The 16,767-nt window shown below is 65.2% G+C and carries 9 protein-coding genes; 6 read left to right on the forward strand and 3 right to left on the reverse strand.

Annotation, left to right across the window (positions count from 1 at the left end):
* The first annotated feature begins 255 nt into the window (after positions 1 to 255).
* Complete coding sequence (locus QEN71_RS26530; RefSeq protein ID WP_201650848.1) at positions 256 to 1,158, forward strand: NAD kinase; 903 nt, start codon at positions 256 to 258, stop codon at positions 1,156 to 1,158.
* A gap of 73 nt (positions 1,159 to 1,231) precedes the next feature.
* Positions 1,232 to 2,899, forward strand: coding sequence for a DNA repair protein RecN (recN, locus tag QEN71_RS26535; RefSeq protein WP_201650847.1), 1,668 nt, complete (start codon positions 1,232 to 1,234; stop codon positions 2,897 to 2,899).
* Positions 2,900 to 2,975: 76 nt separating this feature from the next.
* On the opposite strand, the gene glnE is transcribed toward recN, so the two are convergent.
* Entirely contained in the window at positions 2,976 to 5,768 is a 2,793-nt protein-coding gene (gene glnE, locus QEN71_RS26540) for a bifunctional [glutamate--ammonia ligase]-adenylyl-L-tyrosine phosphorylase/[glutamate--ammonia-ligase] adenylyltransferase (protein ID WP_201650846.1), read from the reverse strand.
* A gap of 186 nt (positions 5,769 to 5,954) precedes the next feature.
* Here glnE and QEN71_RS26545 point away from each other — a divergent pair, with 186 nt between their 5' ends.
* The 4 genes from QEN71_RS26545 (at position 5,955) to aroG (ending at position 14,199) form a co-directional block, all read left to right on the forward strand.
* A complete protein-coding gene (locus QEN71_RS26545) occupies positions 5,955 to 10,187 on the forward strand; it encodes a YhdP family phospholipid transporter (protein WP_201650845.1) in 4,233 nt (1,410 codons plus the stop codon).
* 116 nt (positions 10,188 to 10,303) lie between these two features.
* Positions 10,304 to 11,152, forward strand: coding sequence for a carbon-nitrogen hydrolase family protein (locus tag QEN71_RS26550; protein WP_201650844.1), 849 nt, complete (start codon positions 10,304 to 10,306; stop codon positions 11,150 to 11,152).
* A gap of 110 nt (positions 11,153 to 11,262) precedes the next feature.
* Positions 11,263 to 12,729 (forward strand): metalloprotease TldD, encoded by a 1,467-nt coding sequence (tldD, locus tag QEN71_RS26555; protein WP_201650843.1) that lies wholly within the window; start codon positions 11,263 to 11,265, stop codon positions 12,727 to 12,729.
* Between the two features lie 396 nt (positions 12,730 to 13,125).
* Positions 13,126 to 14,199, forward strand: coding sequence for a 3-deoxy-7-phosphoheptulonate synthase AroG (gene aroG / locus QEN71_RS26560; RefSeq protein WP_201650842.1), 1,074 nt, complete (start codon positions 13,126 to 13,128; stop codon positions 14,197 to 14,199).
* Between the two features lie 151 nt (positions 14,200 to 14,350).
* Here aroG and QEN71_RS26565 read toward each other — a convergent pair whose 3' ends face one another.
* Both QEN71_RS26565 and QEN71_RS26570 read right to left on the reverse strand, forming a co-directional pair.
* A complete protein-coding gene (locus QEN71_RS26565) occupies positions 14,351 to 15,490 on the reverse strand; it encodes an IS481 family transposase (RefSeq protein WP_290468217.1) in 1,140 nt (379 codons plus the stop codon).
* Between the two features lie 569 nt (positions 15,491 to 16,059).
* Positions 16,060 to 16,626: a cob(I)yrinic acid a,c-diamide adenosyltransferase gene (locus tag QEN71_RS26570; protein ID WP_201649009.1), complete on the reverse strand. Its 567-nt coding sequence runs from the start codon at positions 16,624 to 16,626 to the stop codon at positions 16,060 to 16,062.
* Positions 16,627 to 16,767 lie beyond the last annotated feature (141 nt).

A 16,767-nucleotide genomic window follows, 5' to 3' on the forward strand; every position in this document is an offset into this window, starting at 1 on the left:
CATCGCGGCGAGCGCCCGGCGGCATGCGGCGCAGCGGCTTTGCCGCCCGACCCGCCCGCCGTGACACCCGCTGCGCGCATGAACCGCATCGCTTGGGTCTATGCAGTCGTCACGTCTGTCATGAGGACTTCACCATTCTAACGATAATCGGACGATGGCTGTCCGGCGTCACGCGGCGCGCGGGCTTCCGCCCCGGCCGGCGCGCCGCCGCCGTCGACGGTTCTTTTCAGGTCGCACCTATGGTGTAATGCCGGCATGCAAGCTAACAGCCAGTTCAAGACCGTTGCGCTCGTCGGGCGCAGCAATACGCCGGGCATCGGGGAGCCGCTGACGGCGCTCGCCACGTGCCTCGAAAAGCACGGCTACGAGATCGCGTTCGAGGCGGAAACGGCGCAGGAAATCGGCGTGACGCAATGGCCCGCGCTGCGGCCGGCGGAAATCGGCGCGCGCGCGGACGTGGCGATCGTGCTCGGCGGCGACGGCACGATGCTCGGCATCGGCCGCCAGCTGGCGCCGTACAAGACGCCGCTGATCGGCATCAACCACGGGCGGCTTGGCTTCATCACCGACATCCCGTTCTCCGACATGCGCGAGATCATTCCGCAGATGTTGTCGGGCAGCTTCGAACTGGAAGAACGCACGCTGCTCGAATCGCGGATCATGCGTGACGGCCAGCCCATTTACCACGCGCTCGCGTTCAACGACGTCGTCGTGAACCGTTCGGGCTTTTCGGGCATGGCGGAACTGCGCGTGTCCGTGGACGGGCGCTTCATGTACAACCAGCGTTCGGACGGGCTGATCGTCGCGACGCCGACGGGCTCGACGGCCTATGCGCTGTCGTCGCAAGGGCCCATCCTGCATCCGCAGCTACAGGGTCTTGTGCTCGTGCCGATCGCGCCGCACGCGCTGTCGAACCGGCCTATCGTGATTCCCGACGACTCGAAGGTCAGCATCCAGATCATCTCGGGCCGCGACGTCAACGTGAATTTCGACATGCAGTCGTTCACCGCGCTCGAACTGAACGACACCATCGACGTGCGCCGCTCGCGCCATACCGTGCCTTTCCTGCATCCCGTCGGCTACAGCTACTACGCGACGCTGCGCAAGAAGCTGCACTGGAACGAGTACCCGTCGCACGAAGACGACCCGGACAACTGAGCGCGCGCAGCGCCGCCGCCGGACACCCCAACCGTAACGCCAACTCACGTAAGCCACGCCAGACAGACGCGCCATGCTCCGCCACTTATCGATACGCGACTTCGTCATCGTCGCCGCGCTCGACCTCGAATTCGACAGCGGCTTTACGGTCTTCTCCGGCGAAACGGGCGCCGGCAAATCCATTCTCATCGACGCCCTGGCACTGGCGCTCGGCTCGCGCGCCGATGCGAGCGTCGTGCGCACGGGCGAAGCGCGCGCGGACATCACGGCCGAGTTCGACACGCACCCGCTCGTCGATGACTGGCTCGAAGAACAGGCGCTCGCCGCCGACGAAACAGAGCACGGCAACATCGTGATGCTGCGCCGCGTGGTCGACGCGAACGGCCGCTCGCGCGCCTTCATCAACGGCACGGCAGCAACGCTCACGCAGTTGCGCGAAGTCGGCGAAATGCTCGTCGACATTCACGGCCAGCACGCGCACCAGCTGTTGATGCGGCCGGACGCGCAGCGCGAACTGTTCGACACGCACGCCGGCCTGCTCGACACGGCGGCCGCCGTCACCCGCGCCTGGCGCGGCTGGCGCGACGCCGCGCAGGCTGTCGAAACCGCGCAGAGCAAGGACCGCGAACTGCAACTGGAACGTGAGCGCCTCGCGTGGCAGCTCACCGAACTCGACAAGCTCTCGCCGCAGCCCGGCGAGTGGGAAGAGGTCAACACGGAACACCGGCGCCTGTCGCATTCGGCGAATCTGATCGACGGCGTGCAGGGCGCGCTGTCGGCGCTCTCCGAATCGGACGAGGCGATGCTCGGCCATCTGTCGTCGATCATCTCGAAGCTGCGCGATCTCGCCGAAATCGATCCCGAACTCAACGACGCGCTCGCCGCGCTCGAACCGGCCGAGATCCAGTTACAGGAAGCCGCGTACTCGCTGAGCCACTATGCTCAGCGCCTCGAACTCGATCCCGACCGGCTCGCGCAGGTCGAAAAGCGTCTCGACTCGCTGCATTCCACCGCCCGCAAATTCCGGCTGAAGCCGGAAACGTTGCCACAGGAACATCAGGAGCGCCGCGAGCAACTGGCGAAGCTCGATGCCGCCGCCGATCTCGACGCACTCCGCGCTGCCGAAGCCAAAGCGAAAGAAGCCTTTACGGCCGAAGCGAAGGTGCTGTCCAAGGCCCGCGCCAAAGCGGCAAAGGCGCTGGGCGCCGCCGTCACGACGGGCATGCAGGAACTGTCGATGGTGGGCGGCAGCTTCGAAGTCGCGCTCGTGCCGCTGCCGGAAGGCGGTGCGCATGGGATGGAGCAGATCGAATTCCGCGTAGCGGGTCATGCCGGCGTGCCGCTGCGGCCGCTCGCGAAAGTGGCCTCGGGCGGCGAACTCGCGCGTATCAGCCTCGCGCTCGCCGTGATCGCGAGCGCCGCCAGCCCCACGCCGACGCTGATCTTCGACGAAGTGGACACGGGCATCGGCGGCGGCGTCGCGGAAGTGGTCGGCCGGCTGTTGCGTCAGCTCGGCGAACAACGCCAGGTGCTGTGTGTGACGCACTTACCGCAGGTCGCCGCGCGCGGCGATCAGCATTTCCAGGTCGCCAAGAGCGGCAACGGCAAGGGTGGCACGATCAGTACGGTGACGTCGCTGGACAAGTCGAGCCGTGTCGAGGAAGTCGCGCGCATGCTGGGCGGCCTGGAGATCACGGCCACCACGCGCAAGCACGCGAAGGAAATGCTGAGAGCGGCGTAACACTTATACAGCAGCTTACACAGCAGGCGGGACGGACCTCAATGCCGTCCCGCGCTTTGCGTCGCGTCGGCAGAAGTTATCCGAACACGCGCCGCCACAACCGCAGCACGGCTTCACGCTCCTTCTCGACCGTCTGCGGCTCGACCCGCGCCTTCTCCATGCCGTCCAGCCGCAGCTTGTGCTGGAGCTTCCGATACGTGCGGTAAGCCGCGCCAACCGTATCCGCCTCCTCGCCGCTCATCAGCCCGAAGCGCGACACCTCGCGCAGCAGCGCGATATTCCCCGTATTGCGGATCAGCTCGGGATCGCGCGCCGCGTGCAGCAGGACCCAGTACTGCACCGCGAACTCGATATCGACCATGCCGCCTCGATCGTGCTTGAGGTCGAACAGCTCGGTCCGGTTCGGATGACCTTCCTCGACGCGCCGCCGCATATCGACGATCTCGGCAGAGAGCGTGGCCGCATCGCGCGGCGTCGTCAGCACCTGCTCGCGGATCGCCTCGAACTGCGCGCCGATGCCCGGATCGCCCGCGCAATAGCGTGCGCGCGTCAGTGCCTGGTGCTCCCAAACCCACGCCGTATTGGCCGCATCACCTTCGCGCAACTGGTAGCGGCGGAATGCGTCGAGATCGGTGACGAGCAGGCCCGACTCGCCGTTCGGCCGCAGCCGAAGATCCACGTCGAACAGCGTGCCCGCGCCCGTCGCCGTCGTGAGCCACGTGATCAGGCGACGCGTGAAGGTTGCGTAGATATCGGACGCGTTGTCGTCGGCGTCGTCGTACAGGAAGATCAGATCGAGGTCCGACGCATAGCCGAGCTCCTTTCCGCCCAGCTTGCCGTACGCGATGATCGCGAAGCGCGGCACCTGGCGATGGCGCTTGGCAAGCTGGTTCCAGACGGCTTCGATCGTCACGTCGAGCACGGCGTCGGCGAGTTCGGACAGCCGGTCGCTGACATGCTCGACGCTCAGCTTGCCCGCGAGGTCGATCAGCAGAATGCGGAACACCTCAGCCTGGTGCGCGTGCCGCAGCAGATCCATCTGATGCTCGACGCCGTCGGCCGCCGCGAGCCGCGCGCGCAATGTGCGCTTGAACTCCGGCCAGTCGAACGGGCTCGCCATCGCTTCGTCATCGAGCAGTTCGTCGAGCAGTTGCGGATGGCGAATCAGATAACCGGCCGCCCAGCGCGACGCGCCGAGCACCGACAGCACGCGATGCAGCGCCTGCGGATACTCGGTCAGCAGCGCGAGATAGGCGCCGCGCCGCCCGACCGCTTCGAGCAGATCGAACAGGCGCACGAGAATATCGCCGCGCCGCTCGGCGGGCTCAAGCGTGTGCGCGGCTTCGAGTGCCCGTTGCGCGACGATGTCGAAGCGCTGGCGGCTGCTTTCCGCCAGCCCCGCATAACGCGACGACTGCCACACGGCCTTCAGGCGCGCGAGCAGATCGGCAGGACGCTCGATCCCCAGCTCGACGAGCCGCGCGGCGAGCGCCTCGTCGGCGCTGTCGTCAGTGAGCGCGCTGCTCCACACCCACACGGCCGCGCCGTCTTCGCGCGCGCCGCAGCCGCCCTGCCCGCTCACCTTGTCGGCGAAAATCTGGTCGAACTGCTGCTCGACCAGTTCGCGGTGCGCTTCGAGCTTCGCCATCAGCGACGCGTAGTCGTCGAATCCCATCGCCTGAGCGAGATGCGCGCGCTCGGCGGGATCGACAGGCATCGCGTGGGTCTGCGCGTCGTTTCTGTATTGCAGACGGTGTTCGACATCGCGCAGAAACAGATAGGCGCTCGTCAGATCCGCGCACACGCCCGGCGAAACGAGCCCGCGCGCGGCCGCGTGGCGCAGCACGGCGAGCGTCGGACGCACGCGGAAGCCCGCGTCCTGGCCGCCGCGGATCAGTTGAAACACCTGCGCGCTGAATTCGATTTCACGGATGCCGCCGCGGCCGAGCTTGATGTCGTCGGCCTTGTCGGGGCGCATCGACGCGCGCCGCTGCGCTTCCTGACGAATCTGCAGATGCAGCGAGCGGATCGCGCTGATCACGCCAAAGTCCAGATAGCGCCGGTAGACGAACGGCTTGACGATCGCGTCGAGCTGCTTCGACAGGCGCCGCGCCGAATCGCTGGCGTGCTCCGACACGAGGCGGCCCTTGATCCACGCATAGCGCTCCCACTCACGGCCCTGCACGTAAAAATATTCTTCGAGCATGCCCAGGCTGCACACGAGCGGCCCCGAATCGCCGTTCGGCCGCAGCCGCATGTCGACGCGAAACACGTAGCCGTCCGCCGTCACTTCGGCGAGCGCCGCGATCAGCCGCTTGCCGAGTCGCGTAAAAAAATCCTGAGTCGCGATGGGCGAGCGCTGGCCGCCCGTCGTTTCGCCGTCGTCCTCGTAGACGAAAATCAGATCGATGTCCGACGACACGTTCAGCTCGCGTCCGCCCAGCTTGCCCATGCCGACCACGCCCAGCGACAGCCGTTCGCCCTGCGCGCCGCGCGGCTCGCCGAAAAGCGCTTCGAGATCGGCGGACACAACCGCCATCGCGCGCTGGACCGTCGCTTCCGCCAGATCGGTCATCGTCCCCGTCACTTCGGCGACATCGGCGGCACGGGACAGGTCGCGCTCCATCACCGCACAGAACACTTCGGCGCGCAGCTGGCGCAGCGCCTTTTTCAGCGCGTCTTCTGAGAGCGGCGCGTCGGGCGTCGCGCGCAATGCGTTCAGCAAGGCATCGAGGCGCTCATCGATACGCTCGCGGGTGATGGGCGCCGCCGTCAGCGCCGCCACGCGGGCCGCGAGATCGGGCTGTGCCGCGTAGGCACGGGACGCGTAGTGCGAATAGCTGGAACTCAACAGGGATGGTTCGGTCATCAAAGATCTGGCTCGCTCGTTGCTTGATTCCTGCTTCGGGCCATCGCAGCCGCTGCTCGTCGCACGCCGCCGACACCCCGTGTGGCCTTGTCCACAAAGGCCGACCCATATGTTCGTGGCGGCTGGCCCGTGTGATACATTTCGTCGTTAGACCGCAAAACTACCATACGCCTACCCCGTCGCAGCATGTCCGAGCGAAACTCATCCGCCGACCCGCACGAAGCTGGACGCGTCAAGCCCGTAGGCGGGAGCGATCATGCAGTGCTGCGCCACACGCTGCGCGTCGTGCTCGGCATCGCGCTGTTCCTGTACTTCGTCGTCGTGCTCGCCGTACTCGGCCTGCGCTATGTCGTGCTGCCGCGCGTCGATTCGTTCCGTCCGCAAATCGAGACGGCCATCTCCGACAAGATCCACGCGCAGTTCAGGATCGGCAAGATTGCGCCGCACTGGACCGGCTTCCAGCCGGGCCTCGAAGTCACCGACGTCACCATCACCAAAAGCGACGGCAGGGCCGCGCTGACCATTCCGCATGCGAGCGCGACGGTGTCGTGGTCGTCCATCTGGAAGCTCGCGCCCATCCTGTCGAGCGTGATCGTCGACAAGCCGGATCTGCTGATCGAGCGCGAATCGGACGGCTCGCTGACCGTCGCGGGCGTGATGGTGCCGACCACGCATTCGGGCAACGACACGTTCAGCACGTGGCTGCTGCGCCAGCAGGCGATGATCCTGCGCGGCGGCACGCTGCGCTGGCACGACACGCGCCGCGATGCGCCCGAAATCGCGCTGCAGAACATCCGCCTCGCCATTCTCAGCGACGGCTACGATCACAAGCTCGCTTTGCAGGCGCCGCCCGACGGCAAGGTGCTGTTCGGACCGCTCGACTTCCGCGCGGACTTCCGTCATACGCGGCTCGCGGCGATCGGCAAGCCGGTCAACTGGACGGGCGAAGCCTACATTTCGACGGGCTCCGTCGATCTCCCCATGCTCGCGCGCTACATGGACTTCCCGATCGAAACGTACGCGGGCCGTGTCGCCAGCAAGATCTGGCTGCAGTTCGCGCAAGGGCGCGTGCGCTCGGCGTCGGGCGAGGCGTCGGGCAACAACATCGCGCTGCGCGTGAAGCCGACGCAGCCGAAGCTCGACGTGCCCGTCGCGCGCTTTTCGTGGGCCGTCGCGCATGACGGCGACGAGTGGACGCTCGATCTCAACGATCTGCGCGCCGAACTCGGCCAGCCGCCGCTCGACGACGGCACGCCCGTCGCGCGCATTCTTGCGCTGCACACACTGTCGAGCCGTTTGCGGAGTCCGAGCGTCCAGCACGGCCAGCTGATCAGCATCACGGGCGACCGCGTCGATCTCGGCATCCTCGCCGAGTTCAGCCGCGCGCTGCCGCTGCCGAAGCGGCTGCTGAACGGCCTCGTGCGCTTCAACCCGCGCGGTCTGGTGGCGAACTACACGATCGAAGTCGAACGCGGCAAACCGGATTCGGGCGAAGCGGCCACCGAGCATCGCGAGCCGGGCGCGGAGCCGATCGTCCGCTATCGGTTCAAGGGCGATCTGCAGGGCATCAGCGTCGCCGCGCAGGAACCGCCGCCGGGCCTGACCGCGCGCAATCACCCGCGCGCCGGCATTCCGGGCGTCGAGAATCTGTGGGGCAGCGTCGATGCCGACGAAAAGCACGGCGCGATCACAATCGATACGGCCAACGCAGCGCTCACGCTGCCCGGCGTGTTCGACGATCCGCGCCTGACGTTCGACCACCTGAGCGGCAAGGGCGCGTGGACGATCGCGTCGACCATCGATCCCGGCCAACGGCACAAGGCGTTCAAGGTGGATGTGTCGGAACTGAAGGTATCGAACGCGGACGTGGATGCCAAAGCGACGGCCAGCTATTCGAACGTCGGCAGCGGACGCGGCGCGCTCGATCTGAAAGCCGACTTCGAGCGCGCGCAGGTCACGCGCATCACCCGCTACCTGCCGACAAGCATCAGCGAAAGGCTGCGCATCTATCTGACGCACGGGCTGCAAGCGGGCATCTCGCGCGGCGCCACGATCGAAATTCACGGCAATCTCGAGAAATTCCCCTACTCGCGCGACCCCAGCGCGGGCGTCTTCAAGATCGTCGCGCCGTTCAAGGGCGGCCGCTTCGATCCGTCGCCGTATCCGCCGCGCACGATGAAAAACGGCACGCCGAACGTGTGGCCCGCGCTCGACGGCATCGACGGCACGTTCCTGCTGAAAGAGCAGCTGCTGCGTTTCGACATCGACCGCGCGCACTACAAGCGCGTCGCGCTCGGCCCGGTGGCGGGCAAGATCGACGACATGGGCAACCGGGCGTCGAGCCTGATCATCACGGGCGACGGACGCGGGCCGCTCGCCGACATGCTCGACTACGTGAACAACAGCGCGCTCGGCGGCCTCGCGAAACATCAGACGGAAAAGCTGCACGCCGAAGGCCCCGCGGCGCTCGCGCTCAAGCTGACCGTGCCGCGCAACCCGCCCGTGCCGCCAGGCGTCACGCCGCCGAAGACGCATGTGGCCGTCGAAGGTTCGCTCGCATTCGAGAACGACCGGCTCGCGATGGACAACGTTCCGCCGCTGTCGGAACTGCGCGGCAAGGTTCGCTTCACCGACCATACGGCGCAGGTCGACGGGCTGTCGGGGCAATTCATGGGCGGCGACGTACACGCGAAAGGCGGGCTGAACCAGCAAGGCGCATACGCGCTCGACGTGTCCGGTCACGTCGCTGTCGACGCCGCGCGCGACCTCAATCTGCGTGGCCTGCCCGCGCAGGTGCTCACGCGCATGAACGGCAGCGCGCCCTACAACATCAGCGTGCACGGAGCGAAAGGCGGTTTGCCCGAGGTCGCCGTCCATTCCGACCTGACGGGGCTCGCGCTCAATTTCCCGGCGCCCTTCGACAAGCCGATCGGCACGCCGATGCCGCTCGACTTCACGTTCAAACCGACTGTCGGCTCTGTCACGAACGCCAGCGACAACGCGAATAGCGAGAACCTGCAACGCGCCGACCTGACCTTCGGCCCGATCGCGGCCACGTATCTGGTGAAGCGCACGCCCGGCCAGCCGCCCGAGGTCGTGCGCGGCGCGATCGGCGTGAACCGGACCACGGACCTGCCCTCGGAAGGCGTGATCGCCGCCGTCGACATTGACGCACTCGACGCCGACGCGTGGCGCGCCCTCTTCCTGCAAATGCGCAAGGCCAACGAAGGCGTCGCGCCAGTGCCGCCCAGCGCGACGGCCGCGCAGTTCATGCCGAACCGCTTCGCGGTCCACATCGGCACGCTGACGCTGCTCAAGCGTCACTGGGAAAGCGTGGTGGTCGGCGCGTCTCACTTCGACAAGCAATGGCAGGCGAACATCGCGTCGAACCAGGTGTCGGGTCACGTGTCGTGGCTGCCGGGCGCGCAGCCGGGTTCGCCGGGCACGCTGCAGGCACGGCTCGCGCGGCTCGTGATTCCTTCGGCGACCGAGAACGACCTGCTCGGCCCCGCGATCAACCAGCCGGCGCAAAACATTCCGTCGATCGACCTCGTCGTCAACGAACTGATCGTGCGCGAGCGCAATCTCGGCAAGCTCGAGGTCAACGCGCATAACTTCGAGGACAACGGCACGCCCGTCTGGCAACTCGATTCGCTCGAAATCAGCAACCCGGCCGCAGACCTGAAGGCGACGGCGAACTGGCGCACGGGCCGTAACTACGGCGCGAATCAGGACGACGAAGCCGAGCGCAGCACCGAACTGGGTTTCAAGCTGGACATCAAGGACGCGGGCCTGCTGCTCGAACGCGCCGGCCTGCCGCGCACGATCAAGGCAGGCGAAGGCTCGCTGTCGGGCAAGCTCGCCTGGCGCGGCGGCCCGACCAAGCCCGACTACCCGACGCTCAACGGCAATCTCGCCGTCGATCTGCGGCACGGACAGATTCTCAAGGTTGATCCCGGTGTCGCGAAGCTGCTCGGCGTGCTGAGCCTGCAAAGCCTCGCGCGCTATGCGCAGATGGACTTCCGTGACGTGATCGGCGAAGGCCTGCCGTTCGAACACGTAACGGGCACGGCGCAGGTCGTGAACGGCATCGGCTCGACGAACAACTTCGAGCTGGTGACGGCGCCCGCGCGCGCCAACATGAAAGGCACCGTCGATCTGACCCACGAAACGCAGAACCTGAACGTGCATATCGTGCCGACCATCAGCGCGGGCACGGGCGTCGTCGTGGCAGCCGTGATCAATCCGCTGCTCGGGCTCGCCGCGCTGGTGGGCGATCTCGCGCTGTCGCATTCGATCGAACATGCGTTCGCGCGCGATTACTCGATCACGGGTTCGTGGGCCAAGCCGCACGTCGAGCGGGTCCACGGAGATAGCGGTAATATGAACGCGCCGGCCGCCATCGCGACACCGAACTGAGGCCGATGGCGGCGCTTCCAGCGAGTGTTGGCCCGCTTCGTGCGTTGCTGAATGTCCAAGATTGCTGTCCGTTTCCGCTTGTCCGCACTGCCCTTGCAGGAGTTTTTCGAACGCTTATGAGCGACCTGAACACGCAGTCCGCGCAGTCTCCTTCCTACGCTGGTCCGTTCCGCGTCGCCGCGCTGCAGATGGTGAGCACGCCCGAGCGCGACCGCAATCTCGCCGATGCTGAACGCCTGATCGCGCAAGCCGCCGCCGACGGCGCGCAGCTCGTCCTGCTGCCCGAGTATTTCTGCTTCATGGGCTTCAAGGACACCGACAAGCTCACCGTGCGCGAATCCTATGGCGACGGGCCAATCCAGCAGTTTCTCGCCGATGCCGCGCGCCGGCATAAGGTGTGGATCATCGGCGGCACGCTGCCTTTGAAGGCGCCCGAAGAAACCCGCGTGCTGAACACGACGCTCGTGTTCGATCCGCAGGGCAACGAGGCCGCGCGCTACGACAAGATCCATCTGTTCAACTTCGAGAAAGGCGAAGAATCGTTCGACGAAGCGCGCACGATCCGCCCCGGCGACACGGTCCGCACGTTCGATGCGCCGTTTGGGCGCGTGGGCCTGTCCGTCTGCTACGATCTACGCTTTCCCGAGCTGTACCGGCGCATGGGCGACTGCGCGCTGATCGTCGTGCCGTCCGCATTCACGTACACGACGGGTCGGGCGCACTGGGAAACGCTGCTGCGCGCGCGGGCCGTCGAAAACCAGTGCTACGTGCTGGCCGCGGCGCAAGGCGGCAAGCATGAAAACGGCCGGCGCACGTGGGGCCACAGCATGCTGATCGACCCGTGGGGCGAGATTCTCGACGTGCGCGACGAAGGTGCGGGCGTCGTCGCGGGCAACATCGAGCGCGCACGCATCGACGAAGTGCGGCAAAGCCTGCCGGCCTGGCGTCACCGCGTATTGAGCTGATTGCCCGACTAACCTGCTGATCTGCTGGACCGATACATTGAAAGTGCCGCTGTCGTGACCCATCTGATAGCGTGTACGCAACCGAATACCCTGAATCGAGCGAACTTCGCATGAACATCATCGAACCCAGCATCCGTAATCTCGCGACGGCCAAAGACGTGCTGCTCACGCCCTATGGCCTCGACGAAGCCGTGCTGACCCGCACGCTCGCCGAAATCTTCACGCATCGCGTCGATTACGCCGACCTCTACTTCCAGACCACGCGCAGCGAGGCATGGAGCCTCGAGGAAGGCATCGTCAAGTCGGGCAGCTTCAGCATCGACCAGGGCGTCGGCGTGCGCGCCGTGTCGGGTGACCGCACGGCATTCGCCTATTCGGACGACCTGTCGCCCGAAGCGATCCGCCAGGCCGCGATCGCCACGCGTGCTATCGCGAAGGCTGGCGGCGGCAAGCAGAAGATCAAGGCGGCGTCGACGCTGACGGGTGTGTCCGGGCGCGATCTGTACCTGCCGTCCGATCCGCTGCATTCGCTCGACGCGACCGCAAAGGTCAAGCTGCTCGAGCGCATCGAACAGATGGCGCGCAGCCGCGATCCGCGCATCACGCAGGTGATGGCGGGCCTCGCGGGCGAATACGACGTCGTGCTCGTCGCGCGCAGCGACGGCGCGCTGGCCGCGGACATCCGCCCGCTCGTGCGCGTGTCGGTGACGGTGATCGCCGAACAGAACGGCCGCCGCGAAATCGGCAGCGGCGGCGGCGGCGGACGCTACGACTACGGCTATTTCACCGACGAACTCCTGTCGAAGTACGTCGACGACGCGGTCCACGCGGCGCTCGTCAATCTCGACGCGCGTCCTGCGCCCGCGGGCGCAATGACGGTCGTGCTCGGACCGGGCTGGCCCGGCGTGCTGCTGCACGAAGCGATCGGCCACGGTCTGGAAGGCGACTTCAACCGTAAGGGTTCGTCGGCATTCGCGGGACGTATCGGCGAACAGGTCGCGGCCAAGGGCGTGACGGTGGTCGACGACGGCACGCTGCCGAACCGCCGCGGTTCGCTGAACATCGACGACGAAGGCAATCCGACGCAGTGCACGACGCTGATCGAAGACGGCATTCTCAAGGGCTACATCCAGGACACGCTGAACGCGCGTCTGATGAAGATGCCCGTGACGGGCAACGCGCGCCGCGAATCGTACGCCGCGCTGCCGATGCCGCGCATGACCAACACGTACATGCTCAACGGCGACAAGGATCCGCAGGAAATCATCGCCTCCGTGAAGAACGGCCTGTACGCGGTGAACTTCGGCGGCGGCCAGGTCGACATCACGAACGGCAAGTTCGTGTTCTCGGCGTCCGAGGCGTACATGATCGAAAACGGCAAGATCACGTATCCCGTCAAGGGCGCGACGCTGATCGGCAGCGGCCCGGAATCGCTCAAGTACGTGAGCATGATCGGCAACGACATGTCACTGGATACGGGCGTCGGCGTGTGCGGCAAGGAAGGCCAGAGCGTGCCCGTGGGCGTCGGCCAGCCGACGCTGCGCATCGAGAAGATGACGGTCGGCGGCACGGTCTGAATTTGCGTCATCCGCACGAATCATGCATTGACTCATCGATTCGTGCGGATTTTCCGCATTTTTACTGCCTTCGGGTTGCCAACCGAGCAAACCTCGGGTTATAAAGCCAATCAACCTTTTTGACGAGCCATCCCTTTTTCGCCATGTCCGCCAAGTTTTATTTTTACTTTTTTTGGGCATCTCAGACCGCTGGCGGATCGAGAGGGGTGTGAACGTACATAAGCACCTGAAATTCCCGAAAAAACCGCCAGCGAGTCTGGCGGTTTTTTTTTCGTCCCTAACAACTTTGACTTTGACCTTTTTAGCCTGTTGACCTGTTCGCCGCGGCGCCGTCGTTGAATCGCAGCAGACCGCCCGAACGTGCCACGCACTACGATTCGAATCGAGGAGAAAACCATGCCCCCGCACAATACCGACGATGTCCGCATCCGCGAACTGAAAGAACTGACGCCGCCCGCGCACCTGATCCGCGAATTCCCTTGCGACGAGAAGGTGTCGGACCTGATCTTCAACGCGCGTCAATCGATGCATCGGATCCTGCACGGTATGGACGACCGGCTGATCGTGATCGTCGGGCCCTGCTCGATTCACGACACGAAGGCCGCGCTGGAATACGCGGGCCGTCTGATCGAGCAGCGCAAGCGTTTCGCTGGTGAGCTGGAAGTCGTGATGCGCGTGTACTTCGAAAAGCCGCGCACGACGGTGGGCTGGAAAGGCCTCATCAACGACCCGTACATGGACAACAGCTTCAAGATCAACGACGGCCTGCGCACCGCGCGCGAGCTGCTGATGAAGATCAACGAGCTGGGCCTGCCCGCTGGCACCGAATACCTCGACATGATCAGCCCGCAGTACATCGCCGACCTGATCTCGTGGGGCGCGATCGGCGCGCGCACGACGGAATCGCAGGTGCACCGCGAGCTTGCGTCGGGTCTGTCGTGCCCGGTCGGCTTCAAGAACGGCACGGACGGCAACGTGAAGATCGCCGTCGACGCGATCAAGGCCGCGTCGCAGCCGCACCACTTCCTGTCGGTGACGAAGGGCGGCCATTCGGCTATCGTCTCGACAGCGGGCAATGAGGACTGCCACATCATCCTGCGCGGCGGTAAAGCGCCGAACTACGATGCGGACAGCGTGAATGCCGCGTGCAGCGACATCGGCAAGGCGGGCCTCGCCGCGCGCCTGATGATCGACGCGAGCCACGCGAACAGCTCGAAGAAGCACGAGAACCAGATTCCCGTGTGCGCCGACATCGGCCGTCAGATCGCGGCGGGCGACGAGCGCATCGTCGGGGTGATGGTCGAGTCACATCTTGTCGCGGGGCGGCAGGATTTGCAGGACGGGTGCGCGCTGACTTATGGCCAGAGCATCACTGATGCGTGTATCGGCTGGGACGACAGCGTTGGCGTGCTCGAGGGCCTCGCTGATGCTGTTAAGCAGCGGCGCGTCGCGCGTGGTAGTGGCAACTGATTGTTGCCGGTTTTTTTTGTTGGCATCCGCTTGATGTTGCCGGTTTATTAGCGTTGCCCCTGTGCGGGGCGGCACCTACTTTTCTTTGCCGCGGTGTACAGACTGGAGACATGGTTGACACCTGTACGGGGACATCGTTGACACCTGATGGTCAGGGTTTGGGAGTCTTCAGGTCAAGTTTTGCGACCCGCTGATGGGCGAACCAGATCTCGATCACCCCGTCTTCCTTCTCGCTCATGCGGGCGGCTACCTGCAGCCCCTTGAGCGCGATCGACAGCTTCAGTTTCTGGCCGCGCAGGCGCACCACGCCGCTGGCATTGACCCGCAACACTTCATCGCCGGGGCCGTATTCGGGCTCGGGCACCCGCTCGGGCATCGCGCGCAGGCTACACGCGTAGCGCGTGATGGGCGTGGCCATCCCGAGTGCCTCGTGCGGACGTTCGACGTTGTACACGTGCCGCCAGCGATCCAGTGCCTGCTGCATGTGCGCATGTGTGCTGAAGGCCTGCCGGTCCAGCACTTCGGCCTTCAGCGTGCGGTGAAACCGTTCGTCCTTACCATTGGTCTGCGGGTGATACGGCCGGCTGTAGCTCACCAGGATGCCCAGCCGGATCAGCCAGACCGCGAGTTCGGTGAGCTGCCCCGGCGCGCTGGGCGAGCCCCACGGCGCGCCGTTGTCGGTGTTGATGCGCGCGGGCAGCCCGTAGCAGCGGAACGCGCGCTCAAGCTCGGCCTGCACGACCTGTGTGGTCGTACGCGAGCAGGCGCTCAGCACGAGGTTGTAGCGCGAGTGATCGTCGATGACCGTCAGCGGCATGCAGCGCCCATCCTTCAGCGTCTGGACGTCGCCCTTGAAGTCCATCTGCCACAGCAGGTTCGGATGCGCGTGCTCGAAGCGCTGCCAGTGCTGGCGCTGCTGCGACGCCTGTTCATCGATGAGCCCATGGCGGCGCAGGATTTCGGTGATCGTGGCGGGCGCGGGCACCTCTGTCTCGCCCAGATCCTTCAGGCGCCGTTCGATCTTGCGTCCGCCCCAGCCATGTTCGCGACGCAGTTCCAGCACCCGCGCTTCGATGTGTTCAGGTGAGCGCAGGGGGCTGTGGTGCGGGCGTCGGGAGCGGTCGGCCAGCCCGCCGGGGCCTTCGGCCTTGTGACGGTCCAGCCACTTGTAGCCGGTCTGGCGGCTGATCCGGTAGCGCCGGCATAGCTCGCTGAATGACAGGGCCTGTGTGGCGGCCAGGCTGACGAATTCTTCGCGGAGATTCATGGTGTTTTTTGCTTCCCAGGGCATGGTTGAATCCGGGCGTTTGATTACCCGAAAGTGTCAACCATGTCCCTGTACACCTGTCAGCTATGTCTCCAGTCTGTACACCGCGGCAAAGAAAAGTAGGCAAAAGAAAGCCGCTTTTGAACCTACGGTGCCTGCCTGGATGGCGCTGCGGCACAGGTTCTTTGAACTGTCGCGCAGCGGCGTCCGCACTCTGTAGAAAGCCCGCAGTCAACCGCGCACGGCGCGAAAACCCACACGCAGGATGGAGCACATACCGCCGCAAACGGGACGGCAAACGCACAAAAAACAAGCCGACCGGATGTGCCCCAAGTGGATGTCATCTCTCGCGCTGCGCACGCCTCATCACGGGCTTTCTACGGAGTGTTGGCGTCGCTGTGCGATAGCTCAACTGCGGCATGCCGAAGCGGTATCCTGGCAGACACCGGAGGTTAGAAGCCGCTTTCTTTGCTTACTTTCTTTGCGGCGGCAAAGAAAGTAAGTGCCGCCCCGCACAGGGGCAACGCATGAAGTACGGATACGAATTCGCGGATGCCAGCGAAAACGTAAGCAAATCTCACCCTCCAACACCGTTACACATCCGTCGCACGCCCACCGCGATCATGACGCCACAGCACATCGCCACCGCCATCCACGCGATTCAGCACGCGTGCCAGCACAAAAAGCAAATCAGATAACCGGTTCACATACCGACGCGGCGCATCATTAACCGCATCGACAACCCCAAGCGCAACGATCGACCGCTCCGCCCGCCGGCAAACCGTCCGGCACACATGAGCAAGCGAAGCCGCACGCGTGCCAGCGGGCAAGATGAACTCCTTGAGCGGAGGCAGCGTCTCGTTGTATTCAGCAAGCCAGGTATCGAGTTGCGCGAGATGCGAATCGGCGATCATCGAATGGCCCGGGATGCATAGCTCGCCGCCCAGATCGAACAGGTCGTGCTGGATCATCGTCAGCGCGGCGCGCACCCCGTCGGGCAAGGTTTCGCACAGCAACACGCCGATGTTCGAGTTCAACTCGTCGACGTCGCCGATCGCCGCGATACGCGCGTCGTCCTTGCGCACGCGGCTGCCGTCGCCGAGACCAGTGGTGCCGTCGTCGCCCGTACGCGTCGCGATTTTGCTCAAGCGGTTGCCCATGATGTCCGTGTCCTCGTAGTGGTCCGCGATGCATCCGTCCGGATACAGCGTGCATGCCAGTCAATGCTTCGATCCATTATAAGGATTAAGGATGCCGTGCCTCGCGCTCGCAGCGGGTGGTCTGCAAGCATGGCGCCGCGC

It is taken from the genome of Paraburkholderia sabiae (assembly GCF_030412785.1).
Lineage (GTDB): Bacteria > Pseudomonadota > Gammaproteobacteria > Burkholderiales > Burkholderiaceae > Paraburkholderia > Paraburkholderia sabiae.

What these genes read in the sequence shown, in the direction of transcription:
- QEN71_RS26530 (WP_201650848.1), top strand. Translation starts at nt 256, where the DNA reads ATGCAAGCTAACAGCCAGTTCAAGACCGTTGCGCTCGTCGGGCGCAGC.
- recN (WP_201650847.1), top strand. Translation starts at nt 1,232, where the DNA reads ATGCTCCGCCACTTATCGATACGCGACTTCGTCATCGTCGCCGCGCTC.
- glnE (WP_201650846.1), bottom strand. Translation starts at nt 5,768, where the DNA reads ATGACCGAACCATCCCTGTTGAGTTCCAGCTATTCGCACTACGCGTCC.
- QEN71_RS26545 (WP_201650845.1), top strand. Translation starts at nt 5,955, where the DNA reads ATGTCCGAGCGAAACTCATCCGCCGACCCGCACGAAGCTGGACGCGTC.
- QEN71_RS26550 (WP_201650844.1), top strand. Translation starts at nt 10,304, where the DNA reads ATGAGCGACCTGAACACGCAGTCCGCGCAGTCTCCTTCCTACGCTGGT.
- tldD (WP_201650843.1), top strand. Translation starts at nt 11,263, where the DNA reads ATGAACATCATCGAACCCAGCATCCGTAATCTCGCGACGGCCAAAGAC.
- aroG (WP_201650842.1), top strand. Translation starts at nt 13,126, where the DNA reads ATGCCCCCGCACAATACCGACGATGTCCGCATCCGCGAACTGAAAGAA.
- QEN71_RS26565 (WP_290468217.1), bottom strand. Translation starts at nt 15,490, where the DNA reads ATGCCCTGGGAAGCAAAAAACACCATGAATCTCCGCGAAGAATTCGTC.
- QEN71_RS26570 (WP_201649009.1), bottom strand. Translation starts at nt 16,626, where the DNA reads ATGGGCAACCGCTTGAGCAAAATCGCGACGCGTACGGGCGACGACGGC.